This window comes from Erythrobacter sp. EC-HK427 (genome assembly GCF_902498745.1).
Taxonomy (GTDB): Bacteria; Pseudomonadota; Alphaproteobacteria; order Sphingomonadales; family Sphingomonadaceae; genus Alteraurantiacibacter.
In genome coordinates this window covers 2115976-2132780 of sequence record NZ_LR701479.1, presented here as the reverse complement: position 1 = coordinate 2132780, position 16805 = coordinate 2115976, and the positions used below count along the sequence as shown (strand labels likewise).

The window sequence follows — 16805 nt, the reverse complement described above, 5'->3', positions numbered from 1 at the left end:
GCCTCCCCCTCCGCCGCGCCCGCCTGGATGCGGTAGAGGCCAAGCACCACGAGGAAGGCGTAGGGTAGCACGGGCAGCGCGCGGAATTGCAGCCGGTCTTCCGGTGCAATCAGCAGGCCGCGCGCGCTCAGTTCGCGGTCGAGCCGGTCGGCGTGGTCGGCCAGCGAGGGCTTTGCCTCGCGCCAGGTGCCGCTGCCGATCTGCGCCAGCATACTGCGCTCGGCCTCGCTCTCCCCTTCCGCGCGCGGAGCCTTGACGATGTCCTTGTCCAGCGCCAGCAAATCGCCTCGCCCGAACAGCGCCGCGACCACGCTTTCGGAAAAGCGCGCCTTGCCGCCTGCGAGATAGGCCAGCGTCTCCGCCCGCTTGGGCACGCCGCCGCTGCCGTCGGGCCGCATAAAAGCGGGGATCCACCATCCGGCGATCACCGCCGCGACGATCAGGCCGATGTAAAAGGCCAGAAAATCTGCGCCCGAATAGGCCGAAAATCCGATATCCATCACAGGCTCCTTCCCGCAAGAACTGCCACGATAACCACCAGCCCCATCGCCGCCAAGACCAGCCAGACGGCGCGCTTCGGCAATGTCACTACATCCGCCGGGTTAACGCGGTAAGACAGCGGATCGCTGCCGAAACGGCGCGCGGCGGGCGGCCAGATATCGGGCGGCGGTGGCTCGCCAAAGGCTGCCTCATACGATGCCAGCGTCTGCGCATATTGTTCGTAATAGCGGCTGCGTTCCACCTGCCCGCCCGCCGTGGGGCCGTGGTGCAGATCACCGCCGAGCACTTCGGGGCAGAAACGCTGCCAATAGTCGCGGCTATAGGTCAGGTGCAGATGCCACGCCTGATCGACCTGGTCGGAGGGTGTTACCTCGTGCCCGGCGGTCATGGCGAGATAGCAAAAGTTGTAATATTCGCGGATCACCCGATGGGCGAAGGCGGCGGGCCAGCGGTTCTCGCGCGCCAGACGGTCAGCGAAGGAGAGCGCCGCGTCGGCGGGGCCGATCCGATAGCCCTCCAGCCGCGCCCAAAGCTGTGTATCGAAAACCGTCACGCGGCTAGATATCGGCGAAATCCGCGCTCACCACAAGCCGCTGCCCATCCCATTCGGGCACGGCCTCCACACGCATCGGCACCATGAAGGTCTTGCCGTTCCCGCGCTTTATCTCGATGATATCGCCCGCGCCGAAATTGCGCACATCCACCACTTCGCCCAGCGGCTCTCCGGTGTCGGAGATGGCGGGCAGGCCGATCAGATCGGTGTGGTAATACTCGCCCTCGCCCAGCGGCGGCAAGGCATCGCGCGGAACGCAGAGCGTGGTGCCGCGCAGTTTTTCGGCCGCAGTGCGGTTAGCGATTTCGGCAAAGCGCGCAATCGCGCCGCCTTTGCTGTCGTCGCGCACCTTCTTGAGCGTGAGCGTGCCGCCGCCTTTGCTCAGCGCGAAGGTGGCATGCGCCTTGAACGTCTCCAGCCCCTCGCCAAACAGCTTGAGGCGGACTTCACCCGTCAACCCGTGCGCGCCGGTGATGGCGGCCAGGGTGATGGGGTTGTCGGGGGAATCTCCCCTCCCGCTTGCGGGAGGGGCAGGGGGAGGGCCTGTCATCGCCATAGCTCGATTACATCCCCTCCCCTAACCCCTCCCGCAAGCGGGAGGGGAATTTGAAGATCAGCCTTCCGACTTCTCTTCGGTGGCTTCCTCTGCAGGAGCTTCCTCGGCAGCGGGTGCCTCTTCAGCAGCAGACGCCTCTTCGGCCGCAGCTTCTTCAGCAGGTGCTTCTTCAGCCGGAGCCTCTTCAACCGGAGCGGCGGCAGCGGCCTTGGCCTCTTCTTCGGCAGCCTTGGCGGCTTCTTCGGCTTCAGCAGCCTTTGCAGCCTTTTCCTCGGCGCGTTCCTTGGCCGCTTCGCCCGGCTCGGCCTTTTTCGGGTTGTTACGTGCAGGACGCTCCAGAATGCCCGCGGCATCGAGGAAGCGGTGCACGCGGTCGCTCGGCTGTGCGCCAACGCCCAGCCAGTACTTGATGCGCTCTTCGTTCAGGCTGACGCGGTTGGCATCATCCTTGGCGAGCATCGGGTTGTACGTGCCCAGCTGCTCCAGATACTTGCCGTCACGCGCACGGCGGCTGTCAGCAGCCACGATGCGGTAGTAAGGACGCTTCTTTGCGCCGCCACGAGCGAGGCGGATTGCGATTGCCATTGTAGATTACCTTTCGATTCCAAATGTATGAATTAATGCAAATTACTTCTTGTTGATCAAATTCTGGATGTCCGGCGGGAGGCCACCCATGCCGCCGCCCATTCCGGGCAGACCCGGCATTCCGCCGCCGCCGCCCATGCCGGGTATTCCGCCGCCAGCACCGAACATGGCGGCAAGGCCTTTCAGCCCGCCCATCTTGCGGATCTGCTTCATCGCGCGACCCATTTCCTGGTGCATTTTGAGGATCTTGTTGACCTCCTGCACACTGCGCCCGCTGCCCGCTGCAACGCGCTTTTTGCGCTTGGCGTTGAGCAGTGCGGGATTGGCGCGTTCCTTTTGCGTCATGGAGCCGATGATAGCGTCCATATGGACGAGCGCCTTGTCGTCCATGCCGCTGGCCTGCATCGCTGCCTTGGCCTTTTTCATGCCCGGCATCATGCCCGCAAGCATCCCCAGCCCGCCCATGCTCTGCATCTGTTGCAGTTGCTTGCGCAGATCGTTGAGGTCGAACTTGCCCGCCATCATCTTCTGCGCGAGCTCTTCGGCGTCCTCCGCCTTGATCGTTTCGGCAGCGCGTTCGACGAGGCTGACGACATCGCCCATGCCAAGGATGCGGTCAGCCACGCGGCCCGGATGGAAGCGCTCGATCGCGTCGAGCTTTTCGCCCGTGCCGGCAAACTTGATCGGCTTGCCGGTGACAGCGCGCATGGAAAGCGCCGCACCGCCGCGCGCATCGCCGTCCATGCGGGTGAGGACAACGCCGGTCAGCGGCACTTCATCGGTGAAGCTCTGCGCAACATTGACTGCGTCCTGACCCGTCAGCGAGTCGACCACCAGCAGCACTTCGGCCGGATCGGCCTCGCTTGCGACGGCCTTCATTTCGGCCATCAGCGCTTCGTCAACGTGCAGGCGGCCTGCGGTGTCGAGCAGCAGCACGTCTATGTTTTGCAGCTTGGCAGCGTTCAGCGCGCGGCGGGCAATGTCCACCGGCTGCTGACCGGGCACGATAGGCAAGGTTGCCACGCCCGCCTGCTCGCCCAGAATGGCGAGCTGTTCCTGCGCAGCGGGACGGTTGACGTCGAGCGAGGCCATCATGGCCTTTTTGCCCTCTTTGTCCTTCAGCAGCTTGGCGATCTTGGCGGTGCTGGTGGTTTTGCCCGAACCCTGCAAGCCGACCATCATGATGACGGCGGGCGGGGTGACGTTGAGATTGAGCGGCTGCGCTTCGCCCGCGCCGTCGTCATCGCCGCCGAGCATGGCGATCAGTTCGTCATTGACGATCTTGATGACCTGTTGGCCCGGCGTGACCGATTTGAGCACTTCCTGCCCGACGGCACGCTCGGTAACGCGGTTGATAAAGTCACGGGCAACCGGCAGCGCGACATCGGCTTCGAGCAAGGCGACACGCACTTCGCGCATGGCGTCGCGCACGTCCTGCTCGCTCAACGCCCCGCGACCGCGCAGGCGGTCGAAGACATTGGACAAACGATCAGACAGCGTATCAAACATCCGCGTCGCTACTCCTCAATTTGACGTCCCACTGCCCGATATGGGCAGCATTTCGCCAAATGCCAAAAACGCCGGCGGACGAAAACTCGTCGGCCAGCGTGCGATTCCGAAAAAGGAACCGTCTTGCTCTACCCGAAGCACAGGACTGGATTGCCGCGTCGCTTCGCTCCTCGCAATGACGAGGATATGTCTGAAATCCATTTCGTCGATTTGTGGGTCTGAGCGCCAGCGAAAATGGTGGGTTCGGAGAACCGGCGCGCAGCGGCCATTCAGGCCGTGAGCACCGGAAGCGCACGAAACCGCCATTTGCAGCAAGCTCAGGGCCACAAGGCGATGAAATGGTGGAGCCTAGCGGGATCGAACCGCTGACCTCAACACTGCCAGTGTTGCGCTCTCCCAGCTGAGCTAAGGCCCCGTACCAAATCTGTATGCACCCCAAGGGGGCGCGGAGGCAGCCCTTTATGAGCGCGCCGCCTCCAGCGCAAGTGCAAAATCAGATTTCCTCGTCACCTTCGGCGTCGCCGGTGTCGACACCAAGGTCATCGTCACCGCCGAGATCGACGTCATTGTCGGGCGAATCGCCGTCGTCGTCGATATCTTCCAGATCGTCATCGGCCAGATCCGAATCGGGTTCGACGTCCTTCTTCTTCTCTTCCTCGAACGGGATCGGCTGCTTGGACTTGAGCACGGGCTCGGGCGTCCATTCATTGCCGCATTCGATGCAGGTGACCGGGTCTTCCTTGCCCAGATCGTAGAAGCGTTCACCGCATTTGGGGCAAGTACGCTTTGCGCCCCATTCTGGCTTGACCATATTACTCGTGTCCTTGGTTCGTCCGGACGGGTAATCCGGGAAATTCGTATGCGATATTCCGTCCAATGCCAATTGAGCCGGATTCGCAAGGTGGCGCGCCTTGCCATAGCCCTATGGCACTGTCAAAGCCGCGTGCGGTTTCGATAGCTAGGTAACATTGTGAGCCATTCCAATACCCCTTCATCCAAACGCTTTGCCGCGCAAGGCGCGCTGACCGGGCGGATTGCCGTTCCGGGCGACAAATCGATCAGCCACCGCTCGCTGATGCTGGGCGCGCTGGCGGTGGGCGAGACGCGGGTGACGGGCCTGCTCGAAGGCGAGGACGTGCTGGCGACCGCCGCCGCGATGCGCGCGATGGGAGCGACGATTGCGCGCGAGGCGGACGGGACGTGGAGCATTCACGGCGTGGGTGTTGGCGGGCTGCTCCAGCCGGAAGGCGCGCTCGACATGGGCAATAGCGGCACCAGCACGCGGCTGCTGATGGGCCTCGTCGCCAGCCATCCGATCCGCGCGGTGTTCACCGGCGATGCGAGCTTGTCCAAGCGCCCGATGGGCCGGGTGATTACGCCGCTGTCGCAAATGGGCGCATCGTTTGAAGCCTCCCCCGGAGGCACCCTCCCCCTGATGCTGCGCGGGATTTCGCCCGCCGTGCCGATTACTTACCGCCTGCCCGTTGCCAGCGCGCAGGTGAAGAGCGCCGTGCTGCTCGCAGGCCTCAACACGGCGGGCATCACCCGCGTGATCGAGCCGGTGCCCACCCGCGACCATTCCGAACGGATGCTGCGCGGCTTTGGCGCGAAGCTGGACGTGGGCGAAGAGAATGGGGCCAATGGGCCAGAACGCGTTATCGCCATCCACGGCGAGGCAGATTTGCAGCCGCAGACCATCACCGTGCCGGGCGATCCCTCCTCCGCCGCCTTCTTCACCGTCGCCGCTTTGCTGGTGCCGGGCAGCGATCTCGTGATCGAAAATGTCGGCCTCAACCCCACCCGCGCTGCCTTGTTCGACGTATTGCGGCAGATGGGCGGGAGCATCGAGGAATTGGACCGGCGCGAAGTCGGCGGGGAGCCGGTGGCGGATTTGCGCGTGCGGCATTCGGCGCTGACCGGTGTCGAGGTCGACCCCGCAGTGGTGCCCGCGATGGTGGACGAATTCCCCGTCCTGTTCGTCGCCGCCGCTTTGGCGCAGGGCACCACCACTACCAGCGGGCTGGAAGAGCTGCGCGTAAAGGAAAGCGACCGCATCACCGCGATGGCGAACGCGCTGACGCTGGCGGGCGCGCGGGTGGAGGAGCGCGAGGATGGCTTGGTGATCGAAGGCACCGGCGGCGATCCCCTCCCCGGCACGCCGGAAGGCGCGAGCGTTGTGACCCACCTCGACCACCGTATCGCGATGAGCATGGCGGTGGCAGGCCTCGCGAGCCGAAACGGCGTAGAGGTGGACGACACCTCCCCCATCGCGACGAGTTTCCCGACGTTTGAGGCATTGCTGGCGGAGGCGGCCACTGCTCCCCTCCCGCTTGCGGGAGGGGCCGGGGGAGGGCCTGTAACGGCTGCTTCCGCAAGTGACACGCCCTCCCCTAACCCCTCCCGCAAGCGGGAGGGGAACTGATGACCACCCCCCTCGACATCTACTCTATCGTCGGCTTCTTCGGCACGGCCTGCATTATCGGAGCGTATTTCTATCTGACGGCGGTCGAGAAGCCGAACCCGTGGATTCTGCACGGCACCAATCTCGCGGGCGCGGCGCTGCTGACTGTCAGCCTGCTCGTCCATACCAATTGGCCGAGCCTTGTGCTCGAAGGGTTCTGGGCGGCTATTGCCTTGTGGGGCCTGTGGAAGGCATGGTCGGCGCATCGCTCCAGCAAGGAGCATGAGGGAGATTCGGCATGAAATGGATCGCGGCCTTTGCGGCACTGGCCTTCGCGACACCGGCAGTCGCCCAAGCGGATGATCCGCTCGACTGGTCCGCGCCCGATCAGGAATTGCGCGTCGCGGTTGATGGCGGCGAGGTGTGGGTGCGCGTCAATGGCGATCTGGAGGCCGATGCCGCGCCCGCGATCTTCATCCATGGCGGCCCGGGCGGCACCCACACCGTGTTCGGCGGCCTCATCAGCATGGCGGACGAGCGCGCGGTGATCCTTTACGACCAGCTCGGCAGCGGAATGTCCGACCGCGGCGGCGATCCTGCCACTTGGGGCGTGGAGCGGTTTGTCGACGAGCTGGAAGCCATCCGGCAGGCGCTTGGCGTGGAACGTTGGCACGTGGTCGGGCATAGCTGGGGCGCGGCGCTCGCGCTGGAATATGCCGCCGCTTACCCGCAGCACACCGCTTCCGCCGTGCTCGGCGGCACCTATATCTCCACCCCGCACTGGATCCTCGGCACCAATTTGCTGATCCGCGACCTGCCCGACGATGTGCGCGATACGCTGATCGCGTGCGAGGCGGGGCGCGCGCAGCCGGGCATGAACTGCGATGCGGCCACCGCCGCATTCTACCGCGCCTATAATGGCCGCGCCGACAGCCCGCCGCTGTCGCCCGCCGCGCGCCGCTATTTCGGGCAATATAACGGGCGCGGGTTCAACGGTCAGATTTACAACACGATGTGGGGGCCGAGCGAGTTTTCCGCGCGCGGCACGCTGGTCGGCTATGACGGGACACCGCTGCTCTCACAGGTCGATGGCAGCCGCATCCTCTTTATGATCGGCCAGTATGACGAAGCGCGGATCGATACAGTGCAGGATTTCCTGACGCTGACGCCGGGCGCGGAATTTGCCGTGGTGCCAGGCGGCAGCCATTCCTTCCCGATGGAGCGCCCGGTCGAGACCGAAGCGATCCTGCGGGCTTGGCTGGCGCGGAAGGATTGAGTAGCTGGCTAGAGGGTATCAGAACGCTCAAAAGCACTGGGATAATTGAACCTAAACTCCAAATGACGGCCAATACCTTCGTGTTCATCGTCATAGGCTGAGCAAAAGCCGAAAATCTCTCGGTTCCAATCTCCAAGTTGGTCAAACAGATCTTGGATTTTTGCGCGAACGCCCGCATCGTGGTTGGAGAAGTTGAAGAAAGCTATCCCTACCCTGCTATTGTGCCGCGTCACCGTGAGCTTGGTGGCAGAATCCGCGAAAGCCTTCTCTACCTCTGCAACGACATCCTCCCATTTGAAGAGGATTTGATCCTCATCAATTGGATAGTTATCGATCCTCTCAGGTGTAACAATAAAGCCGGAATATGTGTTCATGGGATATCTATGACGAACCGCTTCTTCTCTCGCAACAAGTTGGAACACTTGGCATGATCATCGCCGTCGATGGCCCCACCGCTTCGGGCAAAGGCACGATTGCCAAGGCGCTTGCGGCGCATTTCGGCCTGCCGTGCCTCGACACCGGCCTGCTTTACCGCGCGGTGGGCTATCAGGTTGAGCAAGCGGGCGGTGATGCCGACAATGCGGCGGATGCGCTGGCGGGGTGCGACTTCCCTGACAGCCTGCTTGCGAATCCCGATCTGCGCAGCGAAGCGACCGGCGGGCTGGCCAGCCGCGTCTCAGTGCATCCCGAAGTGCGTGCGGCGCTGCTCGAACGCCAACGCGCCTTTGCGGAGCAGGAAGGCGGCGCGGTGCTCGACGGGCGCGATATCGGCACAGTGATTGCGCCCGATGCCGACGTAAAGCTCTTCATCACCGCCAGCGTGCAGGCGCGGGCCAAGCGGCGCTGGCTGGAAATGCAGGGGCGCGAAATGGAAATCACGCTCGACGAGATCGAGCACGATATCGCCATGCGCGATGCCCGCGATACTGGGCGGAAAGACGCGCCGCTCAGGATTGCGCCCGATGCGCGGGTAATCGACACGACCGCGCTCGGCAAAGAGGAAGCGATTGCCGCAGCGATTGCGGCGGTGGAACTCGCGCGCGATTAGCGCGACTAAGCAGCGGCGCTTTTCGCCCTCGCCGCGAACTGGCGCAGCACCAGCGCGCGGAAACGCGGGTCAACCGCCATTCCCAGCAGCGCCGCAGCGGCAATGGCCGCCACCAGCGCGCCGCTCCAGCCCAGCCCCGCGCCCACCAGCAGAAGCAGCAGCGGGTAATGCAGCGCGTAAAGCGGGAAAGACAGTCCTCCCAGCAGCCGTGCGGTGCCGCTCTCGCCCATCGCCAGCACGGCCAGCACCAGCAACGGGTGGACGATCAGGACAAAAGCAATCTCCCCCTCCCCGCTTAGCCATGCGGGCCAGAAAGCGAGCGCCAAGACATAGAGGAACACCGCCGGCCAAGCGGCACTTGCGGGCAACCACACACGGTCGCGGTTCCAGCGCCACAACGCCACACCAAGGCAATAGGAGAGCAGCACGCGCGGCAGGCCGAGCAGCGTGCCGACATCCAGCCCGCGCACTTCCATCAGCGGCAGCAGCACCAGCGCGCTTACCGCCACGACGGCGAGCAGCTTGGTGACGGAGATGCGGTGCAGCCATGCCGCGTGAATCATATTCGCGACGATCTCGAAAAAGATCGTCCAAGCGGGCGGATTGAACAGGATCACCAGCCCCACCAGCGGCAGGATCGCCAGCCCGGCGGCGAGATTCAGCGCCAGCTCACCCGGTGCCATGCCGTCCATCGCAAAGTAAATCGCGCCCAGCGCCACCCCGCAGGCGACCGGTGCCCAGAGGCGGAGATAACGTTGGCGGGTGAAATCCAGCGTGCGCGGCATCCGCCCTTCATAAGTGCGCGCCAGCACATAGCCCGAGAGCAGGAAGAACAGATCGACCGCGAGATAGGCCTTGTGAAACAGGCCCGATGCCGCCGAAGGAAAGTCGGCGATAAAATCCGCATGGAACCACGCGACCAGCAATGCCGCCACACCGCGCACCAGTTCCAGCCCGTGCAGTCTTCCCGTCATGCAAAACGGGTTAGCGACTTATGGTAAAGTTAGGGTGAAGCGCTCAAGTCGCCGCGCGGGGAGCCATCAATGCGTCGACGTCGCCCTTTAGCCCCTTGGCCAGCCCCAGCGCCCACAGCCCCTCGACCGTCATAAACAGCGGGCCGTGCAGCAGGCCGCGCAGGTCATCCATGAAGGCGGGCTTGCGGCCTTCATAATAGTGCCCGACAAACTGGAACGCCCAACCGACCACGAACAGGCCGATCCCGCCGCCAATCCATGCGGTGGTAGAGATCGCGGCAATCTGCGCGCCAATCGCGTAGAAAATCGCCAGCAGCGCAGTCATCAGCAGCCCCGTCTTCGTATCGAGCCGGAGATACCACACCGCTGCGAGCACATTCACCACCAGCGCGGGCGTCAACGCCATGCCCGGCAGCGGAAGGCCCAAAGCAGGCCGGGCGAGCAGCACATCGAGCGCCAGCACGATCATCGGCACGCCCACGGCATGGGTCAGCACATTGCGATGGTCGCGGTGATATTCGCCATAACTGGCGAGCGTTTCGGCCAGGGTCATGCCTCTCTCCTCATGCGCGGACTTTCCTACAGAATATCGCGCAGTGCAAGGCTCGCCGGATGATCCGTCAGCCATCCCTCGCCCCCTGCTCATCTGCAGCCGGATTGCGCCCTGCGGTTTTCCCCTCTGAACCGTGTAACAGGTGTAACAGGTTAGTTGGATTTGCCCGCGCCCGCCTCCTGCATAGCCTGCCCCAAACCGCTTGCCTTTCGCAGGGCTTTCGCCTAGGCGCGCGCCTGTTCCTTGCATCTCCTGATGGAATGGACCCGGGCGGCGGTATTCGGCCCCGCACGGATGTCGGCCTCTTGCCCCGGACGGCTCGCAATAGTGCGCAGCAGGCGGGAAAAGACCCCGGTAAAACCGGTGGCCGGTAGCAAACATGAACGAGGAAACTCAACCCTATGGCAACTTCTGCCAACCCCACCCGCGATGATTTCGCGGCCATGCTCGACGAACAGCTCGGCGGCGCCGATGGCGGCTTTGAAGGCCGCGTCGTCAAGGGCACCGTCACCGCCATCGAAAACGGCATGGCGATCATCGATGTCGGCCTCAAGAGCGAAGGCCGCATCTCTCTCAAGGAATTCAGCCGTGGTGAAGACGATCACGGCCTGACCGTCGGCAGCGAAGTCGAAGTCTTCGTTGACCGGGTCGAAAACGCCGATGGCGAAGCCATGCTCAGCCGCGACCGCGCCCGCCGCGAAGCCGCGTGGGACAAGCTGGAAAGCGAATTTGGCGAAGGCAAGCGCGTCGAAGGCCGCATCTTCGGCCGCGTCAAGGGCGGCTTCACCGTCGATCTCGATGGCGCCGTGGCCTTCCTCCCCGGCAGCCAGGTCGATATCCGCCCCGTGCGCGATGTCGGCCCGCTGATGGATATGCCGCAGCCCTTCCAGATCCTGAAGATGGACCGTCGCCGCGGCAACATCGTGGTCTCGCGCCGCGCGGTGCTGGAAGAAACCCGCGCCGAACAGCGCAGCGAACTGATCGACAAGCTGGCCGAAGGCCAGATCACCGATGGTGTGGTGAAGAACATCACCGATTACGGTGCTTTCGTCGATCTGGGCGGCATTGACGGCCTGCTGCACGTTACCGACATGAGCTACAAGCGCGTCAACCACCCCAGCGAAGTGATCGAAATCGGCCAGAGCGTGACCGTGCAGATCATCCGCATCAATTCGGACACGCAGCGCATCAGCCTCGGCATGAAGCAGCTCGAAAGCGATCCATGGGAAGGCGTCGGCGCAAAGTATCCGGTGGGTGCGAAGGTCTCCGGCCAGGTCACCAACATCACCGAATACGGCGCCTTCGTGGAGCTGGAAGCCGGCATCGAAGGCCTCGTCCACGTTTCCGAAATGAGCTGGACGAAGAAGAACGTGCACCCCGGCAAGATCGTTTCGACAAGCCAGGAAGTCGACGTGCTGGTGCTGGAAGTCGATGCCGACAAGCGTCGCATCAGCCTTGGTCTCAAGCAGGCCCAGCGCAACCCGTGGGAAGAGTTCGCCGAAGCCAATCCGGTGGGCGCAACCGTTACCGGCGAAGTCAAGAACGCGACCGAATTCGGCCTGTTCATCGGCCTGCCGGGCGATGTGGACGGCATGGTGCACATGTCGGACATCGCATGGGGCATTTCGGGTGAAGACGCCCTCGCTCTCCACCGCAAGGGTGAAGAAGTGCAGGCCGTCGTGCTCGATGTCGATATCGAGAAGGAACGCATCAGCCTCGGCATGAAGCAGCTCGAAAAGGGCGCTCCGGCAGAAGGCGGCGCTTCGGACAGCCTGCGTCGTGGCCAGGTCGTCACCGTCACCGTGCTCGAGGTCCGCGATGGCGGCCTCGAAGTGCAGGTGGGTGAGGATGGCGCAACCGGCTTCATCAAGCGTGCGGATCTCGGCCGTGACCGTGACGAGCAGCGCCCCGACCGGTTCCAGACCGGCCAGCAGGTCGATGCGATGGTCACCGGCTTCGACCGTTCGAAGAAGCCCAACTTCTCGATCAAGGCGCACCAGATCGCCGAAGAGAAGGAAGCGGTGGCACAGTTCGGTTCTGCCGATTCGGGCGCATCGCTGGGCGACATCCTTGGCGCAGCGCTGAAGAAGGGCGAGTAAGCTCTCCGTTGGCGCTCGCCCCTCCGGGCGAGCGTCCTCGGCGCTGTTCCCTCCGCCGGGGCTTCGCTCCGGCTGCGGGGCACCTGCGGGCTGCGCGTTCGCGCGCTGTCGGCACCGGAGCGGTACCGAGAAAAGGGCGAAAAAGGATCAAGGCCCGCTTGCCAATTCGGCAGGTGGGCCTTTCCTACATCCGGCATCCGTGTAAACTGGCGGTACGATGCCAAAGCGCCACGCCAGCTGCCAATGCGGTGCCCTGACCGCCGAAATCGCCGACGGGGCGGAAGCGGCGACAGTCGTCTGCCACTGTATCGACTGCCAGCGCCGCAGCGGCTCACCCTTCGGTGCGATCGCCTATTATCCCAAGGACAAGGTGACGCTGGCGGGCGAAGCCACCGAATTCACGCGGCCCACCGATGAAGGTCGCACCTTCACCACCGGCTTTTGCCCCGCGTGTGGCAGTACGGTATGGGCCCGGGCCGACAAGCATCCAACGATGATCGGCGTCCCGCTGGGCGCGTTCGCCGATCCGCTGTTCGGCAAACCAGCGCGTTCGGTGTACGAACGCAGCAAGCATTACTGGGTCGCGCTTCCGGCCAACGTGCCGCGTCATCCGATGGGGAGGAATACATGAGCACCGATATCGCGATCCACCAGTTCCCGTGCCTGCAAGACAATTACGGCTTTCTGGTGCACGATCTGACCAGCAAGCAGACCGCCTGTATCGACACGCCCGACCCCGCCGAATGTTTCGCCCAGGCCGAGAAGCGCGGCTGGACGATCACGCAAATCTGGAACACGCATTGGCACCCCGATCATGCAGGCGGCAACGCCGCGATCAAGGAAGCCACCGGCTGCACGATCATCGGCCCGCAGGCAGAGGCGGACAAGATTCCCGGCATTGACCGCGCGGTGCGCGAAGGCAATCTGGTCAAGCTGGGCCAGCACACCGCGCAGGTGATCGATGTCGGCGGGCACACCAATGGCCATATCGCCTATAATCTGATCGACTACGAAATCGCCTTTGTCGGCGATGCGTTGTTCGCCTTGGGCTGCGGGCGGATGTTCGAAGGCACGCCGGAACAGTTCTGGACGAGCCTCTCCAAGCTCAAACGCCTGCCCGAAGACACGCTATTGTTCTGTGCGCACGAATATACACAGGCCAATGCCCGCTTCGCGCTGCACGCCGATCCGGACAATGCGGTGCTGAAAGAATATGCCGAATGGATCGATGCAAAGCGTGCCGAGGGTGCGCCGACCGTGCCGTTCGGGCTGGAGCGCGAGCTGGAGACCAACCCCTTTCTGCGCGCCGATGATCCGGACATGATGGCCCGCTGGGGTGGCTCCGCTCCGCACGAGACGTTCGCCGCGCTGCGGGCTGCGAAGGATGCATTCTGAGCGGAACGGTCAGCCTCGTCCCCTATACCTCCGCTTGGCCTGTTGAGTTTACAAACGAGGCTTCGGCAATCAGAGCGGCGATTGGGCTGGCTTGCGTTCACATTCACCACATTGGCAGCACTGCGGTTCCGGGACTGTTAGCCAAACCGGTGATCGACATTCTGGTGGAGACGGAAACTCTGGCGGCACTGGACGCGGCGACGCCCGCCCTTGCCGCCTTGGGTTACACCGCGCGCGGTGAGTACGGGATCGCGGGTCGTCGCTATTTCGCGAAGAGTGACCGTGAAGGTCAGCGCAGCCACCACCTGCACGCCTTCACCATCGGTGCGCCCGAAATTGCCCGGCATTTGGCCTTCAGGGATTACTTGCGCACACACGACGCCGCGCGGGCGGAATATGCGGCTGCGAAATGCGCTGCCTTGCAGGATACAGGTGCCATCAAGGCGGACTACCAGTCGGCAAAATCCGCCTGCATTGCCCGCCTGTTGGAGGAAGCGCTAACTGGCCCCGCCAGTCCCTAACCCAACAAAACAAACCCCACGAAAGCTGCCGCGCCCACGCTGCTCGCGGTAATCGTCAGGCGGCGCAGGGCCTTGACCTGCAGACCCATCATAACGCCGCTCAGCACCAGCAGGAAGAGCACCAGCGCGAGCGCGGTGGCGTAGAGCTTGAACCACACGCTGCCCTTGGCCTTGTGCAGTTGCACCAGCCAGCGGTGGACGGTCGCTTCTTTCACCGCGACTGCGGCCACCATCGGGTCGGCACTGGCCGCAACGCTCGCCTCGCTGCGGGCGCCGGTCCAGATCAGGCTCTGCTCTGCCCCCTCGCCGTCAACGCTTGCTTCGCCGCTCGGCGCAGGTTGGCCGGTCGCTTCGAGCGCGTCGATGGCAGCCGCGCGCAGGCCCGCCTCGTCCAGCTCGGCATAGGGCTGCGAGAGCGTGACCGTTTGCGTGCTCTCGATCCACTCGCCCTTATTGCCCCAGGTGTAGAGCCCCCCTGTCACAAGGAACATCAGCACCGCCGGGAACATGAAGGCAGCAGCGACGAGATGGAGTTTGGTGAGAAGCACGCGATTCATTCGATCGGACCCTTATTGCAATTCGCTCGCATTAGCACAATCGGCGCAAATGCCAACGAAAAAGCGCGCCCGATCCGGAGAAGGGGCGCGCTTTTTGTGTTCCATCATGTCGCAAACTGTCAGAGGCTGGCGATCATCTCGTCGGCCAGTGCCTTGTCGGCTGCGGCATCGTGGTTGCCCGCAATCAGCGCGGCGGCGGCAGCGGTCGAGGCATCGGCGGCCTTGGCGCGCAGCTCGGCCACGGCTTGACGCTCGGCAGCGGCGATCTTGTCCTGCGCCATGCGTTCGCGGCGGGTAATCATCGCGGCGGTGTCTTCTTCCGCCTTGGCGACAATGCCCTTGGCTTCGCGGCGGGCATTGTCGAGCATCGCCTCAGCATCCTTCTCGGCACCGGCGATCTTGTCGGCATATTCCTGCCGCAGCGCCTCGGCCTCGGCACGCAACTGCTTCGCTTCTTCCAGATTGTCGCGGATCGCCTTGATCTTGCTATCAAGACCACCGGCAATCGACTTGTGCACCTTGGCAAAGCCGAAGACGAACAGCAGCAACACTGCCATCGCCACCGAAACCCACTGATAGGGCTCCAGGCCAGCAAATGTCGGCTCCGAATGCGCCCCGGCGTGTTCGGCGACTTCCGCCGCAACGGTCAGCAGATCAAGCATGGCGCATCGCCTCCTTCACGGCAGATTTGGCAGCGGTCTTGGTGACCTTTACCCCGGCAAGCCGTGCAGCGATGTCCTGCGCGGCTTCGGCGGCGACGCTTTCGATTTCGGCAGCGGCTTCGGCACGGCTGGCAGCAATGCGCTGCTCGGCCTCTGCCAATTGGGCGTCGATACCCGCCTGCACTTCGGCGAGGCGCGCTTCGGTCGAGGCTTGCGCCTTGGCCTTGGATTCGCTCACCAGCGCCTGCGCCGCTTCACGGTTGGCATTCTCGCGCTGGCGCCATGCCTCTTCCGCCGCATCGGCAGCATCGCGCGACGCCTGCGCCGCAGCCAGATCGTCGGCGATCTGCTGGTCACGCATACCCACGGTGTCCAACACCTTGGGCACCATGCCCTTGCCGATGACAAAGAACACGAAGCCGAACGTGATCAACAGCCAGAAGAGCTGGCTGGACCAGATTTCGGACATTTGATCTATCTGGGGCATGGACGGATTCCGCCTGTAAACGCGAGTGCAAGTTCAAAAACCGGCCGGACGCGAACCGCCCGACCGGCCAAGTTCGTATCAGACTTCAACGAAGAGAATGATCATCGCCACAACGAAGGCCAGCAGGCCGAGCAGTTCGGCTGCGGCGAAGCCGATGAACAGGCGGCCCTGCTGGCCGTCTGCGGCACCCGGATTGCGCAGCGCGCTTTCGAGGAACGAGCCGAACACATTGCCCACGCCCAGCGCAGCCATGCCCGCACCGATTGCAGCGAGACCCGCACCGATCAGCTTTGCAGCTTCTGCTTCCATTGTATTATCCTTTCAGAGGTAAAACTAATAAGAGATTGAAAAATTGAATTTAGTGCAGATGCTCAGCATCGTTGATATACAACGACGTCAGCAGTGCAAACACGTAAGCCTGAATGCCTGCGACCAAGATTTCCAGCGCGGAAATACCAATCATCAGGGCAAAGCTAGGAATACTTACCATCGCGCCCACGCCAATCCCGGCATTGGCACCATTGATAACGAAGCCCGACAGCACTTTCAGCAGGATATGCCCCGCCATCATCGCCACGAACAGTCGCAGCGCGAGGCTGAAGGGGCGGAACAGGAACGAGACGAACTCGATCGGCGCGATCACGAAGACCATCGGCAGCGGCGTGCCCGACGGCACGAATAGGCTAAAGAAGTGCAGGCCGTGCTTCCAGAAGCCGACGATCAGCACAATCGCAAAGCTCATAATCGCCAGCACGCCGGTGACGGTGAAGTGGCTGGTGAAAGTGAACGGGTGCACGCCGACAATGCCCAGCGGCAGCAGGCCGAGGAGGTTGGCGAAGAGAATGAACATGAACAGGCTGAAGATATAGGGCACATATTTGCGCCCTTCCTTGCCGATATTCGCTTCCAGCATATCGTCGATAAAACCGGTGAAACTTTCCACCATCATCTGCCAGCGGCCGGGCACCAGCTCGCGCTTCATCCCGCCGAGCATGAAGACGAACAACACCACGGCGGTGATCGTCATCCACATCGCGGAATTGGTGTAAGCAATGTTGAACCCGCCAATGTTCCAGTCCTGGCCGAGCAGCGGCTCGACAGTGAACTGGTGCATGGGGTCGACTTTGC

General features: G+C 63.3%; 22 protein-coding genes and 1 tRNA gene. 8 read left to right on the top strand and 15 right to left on the bottom strand.

Annotated elements, in window-relative coordinates:
• The 7 genes from GC121_RS15330 to GC121_RS10465 form a co-directional block, all read right to left on the bottom strand.
• Nucleotides 1-500, bottom strand: a 500-nt coding sequence (locus tag GC121_RS15330) for a TIGR04222 domain-containing membrane protein (RefSeq protein WP_199857829.1), incomplete at its 3' end; no start/stop codon positions are given.
• A complete protein-coding gene (locus GC121_RS10490) occupies nucleotides 500-1054 on the bottom strand; it encodes a hypothetical protein (RefSeq protein ID WP_151974228.1) in 555 nt (184 codons plus the stop codon). The genes GC121_RS15330 and GC121_RS10490, both read right to left, overlap by 1 nt.
• Before the next feature lie 4 nt (nucleotides 1055-1058).
• Nucleotides 1059-1604, bottom strand: coding sequence for a ribosome maturation factor RimM (rimM, locus tag GC121_RS10485; RefSeq protein WP_151975702.1), 546 nt, complete (start codon nucleotides 1602-1604; stop codon nucleotides 1059-1061).
• Nucleotides 1605-1667: 63 nt separating this feature from the next.
• Nucleotides 1668-2195, bottom strand: coding sequence for a 30S ribosomal protein S16 (gene rpsP, locus GC121_RS10480; protein ID WP_151974227.1), 528 nt, complete (start codon nucleotides 2193-2195; stop codon nucleotides 1668-1670).
• 42 nt (nucleotides 2196-2237) lie between these two features.
• Entirely contained in the window at nucleotides 2238-3704 is a 1467-nt protein-coding gene (gene ffh, locus GC121_RS10475; protein WP_151974226.1) for a signal recognition particle protein, read from the bottom strand.
• Between the two features lie 339 nt (nucleotides 3705-4043).
• Nucleotides 4044-4119, bottom strand: a tRNA-Ala gene (locus GC121_RS10470).
• Between the two features lie 78 nt (nucleotides 4120-4197).
• Entirely contained in the window at nucleotides 4198-4515 is a 318-nt protein-coding gene (locus GC121_RS10465; RefSeq protein WP_151974225.1) for a TIGR02300 family protein, read from the bottom strand.
• A 159-nt stretch (nucleotides 4516-4674) separates the two neighbouring features.
• Between GC121_RS10465 and aroA the strand changes: the two genes are divergently transcribed.
• The 3 genes from aroA to GC121_RS10450 are packed head-to-tail and all read left to right on the top strand — an operon-like array spanning nucleotide 4675 to nucleotide 7381.
• The gene (aroA, locus tag GC121_RS10460; RefSeq protein ID WP_151974224.1) at nucleotides 4675-6126 is read left to right on the top strand and encodes a 3-phosphoshikimate 1-carboxyvinyltransferase; all 1452 of its coding nucleotides are present in this window, start codon (nucleotides 4675-4677) and stop codon (nucleotides 6124-6126) included.
• A complete protein-coding gene (locus GC121_RS10455; RefSeq protein ID WP_151974223.1) occupies nucleotides 6126-6407 on the top strand; it encodes a permease in 282 nt (93 codons plus the stop codon). Before aroA ends, GC121_RS10455 begins: the two co-directional genes overlap by 1 nt.
• Nucleotides 6404-7381, top strand: coding sequence for a proline iminopeptidase-family hydrolase (locus GC121_RS10450; RefSeq protein ID WP_151974222.1), 978 nt, complete (start codon nucleotides 6404-6406; stop codon nucleotides 7379-7381). Before GC121_RS10455 ends, GC121_RS10450 begins: the two co-directional genes overlap by 4 nt.
• Nucleotides 7382-7389: 8 nt before the next feature.
• On the opposite strand, the gene GC121_RS10445 is transcribed toward GC121_RS10450, so the two are convergent.
• Nucleotides 7390-7755, bottom strand: a complete 366-nt coding sequence (locus GC121_RS10445) for a hypothetical protein (RefSeq protein WP_151974221.1) — start codon at nucleotides 7753-7755, stop codon at nucleotides 7390-7392.
• A gap of 53 nt (nucleotides 7756-7808) precedes the next feature.
• Here GC121_RS10445 and GC121_RS10440 point away from each other — a divergent pair, with 53 nt between their 5' ends.
• Nucleotides 7809-8429 carry a d(CMP) kinase gene (locus GC121_RS10440; RefSeq protein ID WP_151974220.1) on the top strand — a complete coding sequence of 207 codons (621 nt, stop codon included), beginning with the start codon at nucleotides 7809-7811 and terminating at the stop codon, nucleotides 8427-8429.
• A 5-nt stretch (nucleotides 8430-8434) separates the two neighbouring features.
• On the opposite strand, the gene GC121_RS10435 is transcribed toward GC121_RS10440, so the two are convergent.
• Entirely contained in the window at nucleotides 8435-9403 is a 969-nt protein-coding gene (locus tag GC121_RS10435; RefSeq protein ID WP_151974219.1) for an acyltransferase, read from the bottom strand.
• Nucleotides 9404-9446: 43 nt separating this feature from the next.
• A complete protein-coding gene (locus GC121_RS10430; RefSeq protein WP_151974218.1) occupies nucleotides 9447-9956 on the bottom strand; it encodes a DUF962 domain-containing protein in 510 nt (169 codons plus the stop codon).
• 401 nt (nucleotides 9957-10357) lie between these two features.
• On the opposite strand from GC121_RS10430, the gene rpsA reads away from it, so the two are divergent.
• The 4 genes from rpsA (at nucleotide 10358) to GC121_RS10410 (ending at nucleotide 13971) form a co-directional block, all read left to right on the top strand.
• Nucleotides 10358-12055, top strand: a complete 1698-nt coding sequence (gene rpsA / locus GC121_RS10425; protein WP_151974217.1) for a 30S ribosomal protein S1 — start codon at nucleotides 10358-10360, stop codon at nucleotides 12053-12055.
• Nucleotides 12056-12272: 217 nt separating this feature from the next.
• A complete protein-coding gene (locus GC121_RS10420) occupies nucleotides 12273-12686 on the top strand; it encodes a GFA family protein (protein WP_151974216.1) in 414 nt (137 codons plus the stop codon).
• Complete coding sequence (gloB, locus tag GC121_RS10415; protein WP_151974215.1) at nucleotides 12683-13450, top strand: hydroxyacylglutathione hydrolase; 768 nt, start codon at nucleotides 12683-12685, stop codon at nucleotides 13448-13450. The genes GC121_RS10420 and gloB overlap by 4 nt, the downstream gene beginning before the upstream one ends.
• Nucleotides 13387-13971, top strand: coding sequence for a GrpB family protein (locus GC121_RS10410; protein WP_199857930.1), 585 nt, complete (start codon nucleotides 13387-13389; stop codon nucleotides 13969-13971). The genes gloB and GC121_RS10410 overlap by 64 nt, the downstream gene beginning before the upstream one ends.
• Here the strand turns inward: GC121_RS10410 and GC121_RS10405 are convergent.
• The 5 genes from GC121_RS10405 to GC121_RS10385 all read right to left on the bottom strand — a co-directional run bounded on the left by GC121_RS10405 (nucleotide 13968) and on the right by GC121_RS10385 (nucleotide 16791).
• On the bottom strand, nucleotides 13968-14528 hold the full coding sequence (locus tag GC121_RS10405; protein WP_151974213.1) for a PepSY domain-containing protein: 561 nt from the start codon (nucleotides 14526-14528) through the stop codon (nucleotides 13968-13970). The two genes, GC121_RS10410 and GC121_RS10405, sit on opposite strands and share 4 nt — an antisense overlap.
• A 119-nt stretch (nucleotides 14529-14647) precedes the next feature.
• The gene (locus GC121_RS10400) at nucleotides 14648-15190 is read right to left on the bottom strand and encodes a hypothetical protein (protein WP_151974212.1); all 543 of its coding nucleotides are present in this window, start codon (nucleotides 15188-15190) and stop codon (nucleotides 14648-14650) included.
• The gene (locus GC121_RS10395; RefSeq protein WP_151974211.1) at nucleotides 15183-15677 is read right to left on the bottom strand and encodes an ATPase; all 495 of its coding nucleotides are present in this window, start codon (nucleotides 15675-15677) and stop codon (nucleotides 15183-15185) included. Before GC121_RS10395 ends, GC121_RS10400 begins: the two co-directional genes overlap by 8 nt.
• A gap of 78 nt (nucleotides 15678-15755) precedes the next feature.
• On the bottom strand, nucleotides 15756-15986 hold the full coding sequence (locus GC121_RS10390) for a F0F1 ATP synthase subunit C (RefSeq protein WP_151974210.1): 231 nt from the start codon (nucleotides 15984-15986) through the stop codon (nucleotides 15756-15758).
• A gap of 49 nt (nucleotides 15987-16035) precedes the next feature.
• Nucleotides 16036-16791, bottom strand: a complete 756-nt coding sequence (locus tag GC121_RS10385; protein WP_151975701.1) for a F0F1 ATP synthase subunit A — start codon at nucleotides 16789-16791, stop codon at nucleotides 16036-16038.
• Between the last annotated feature and the right edge of the window lie 14 nt (nucleotides 16792-16805).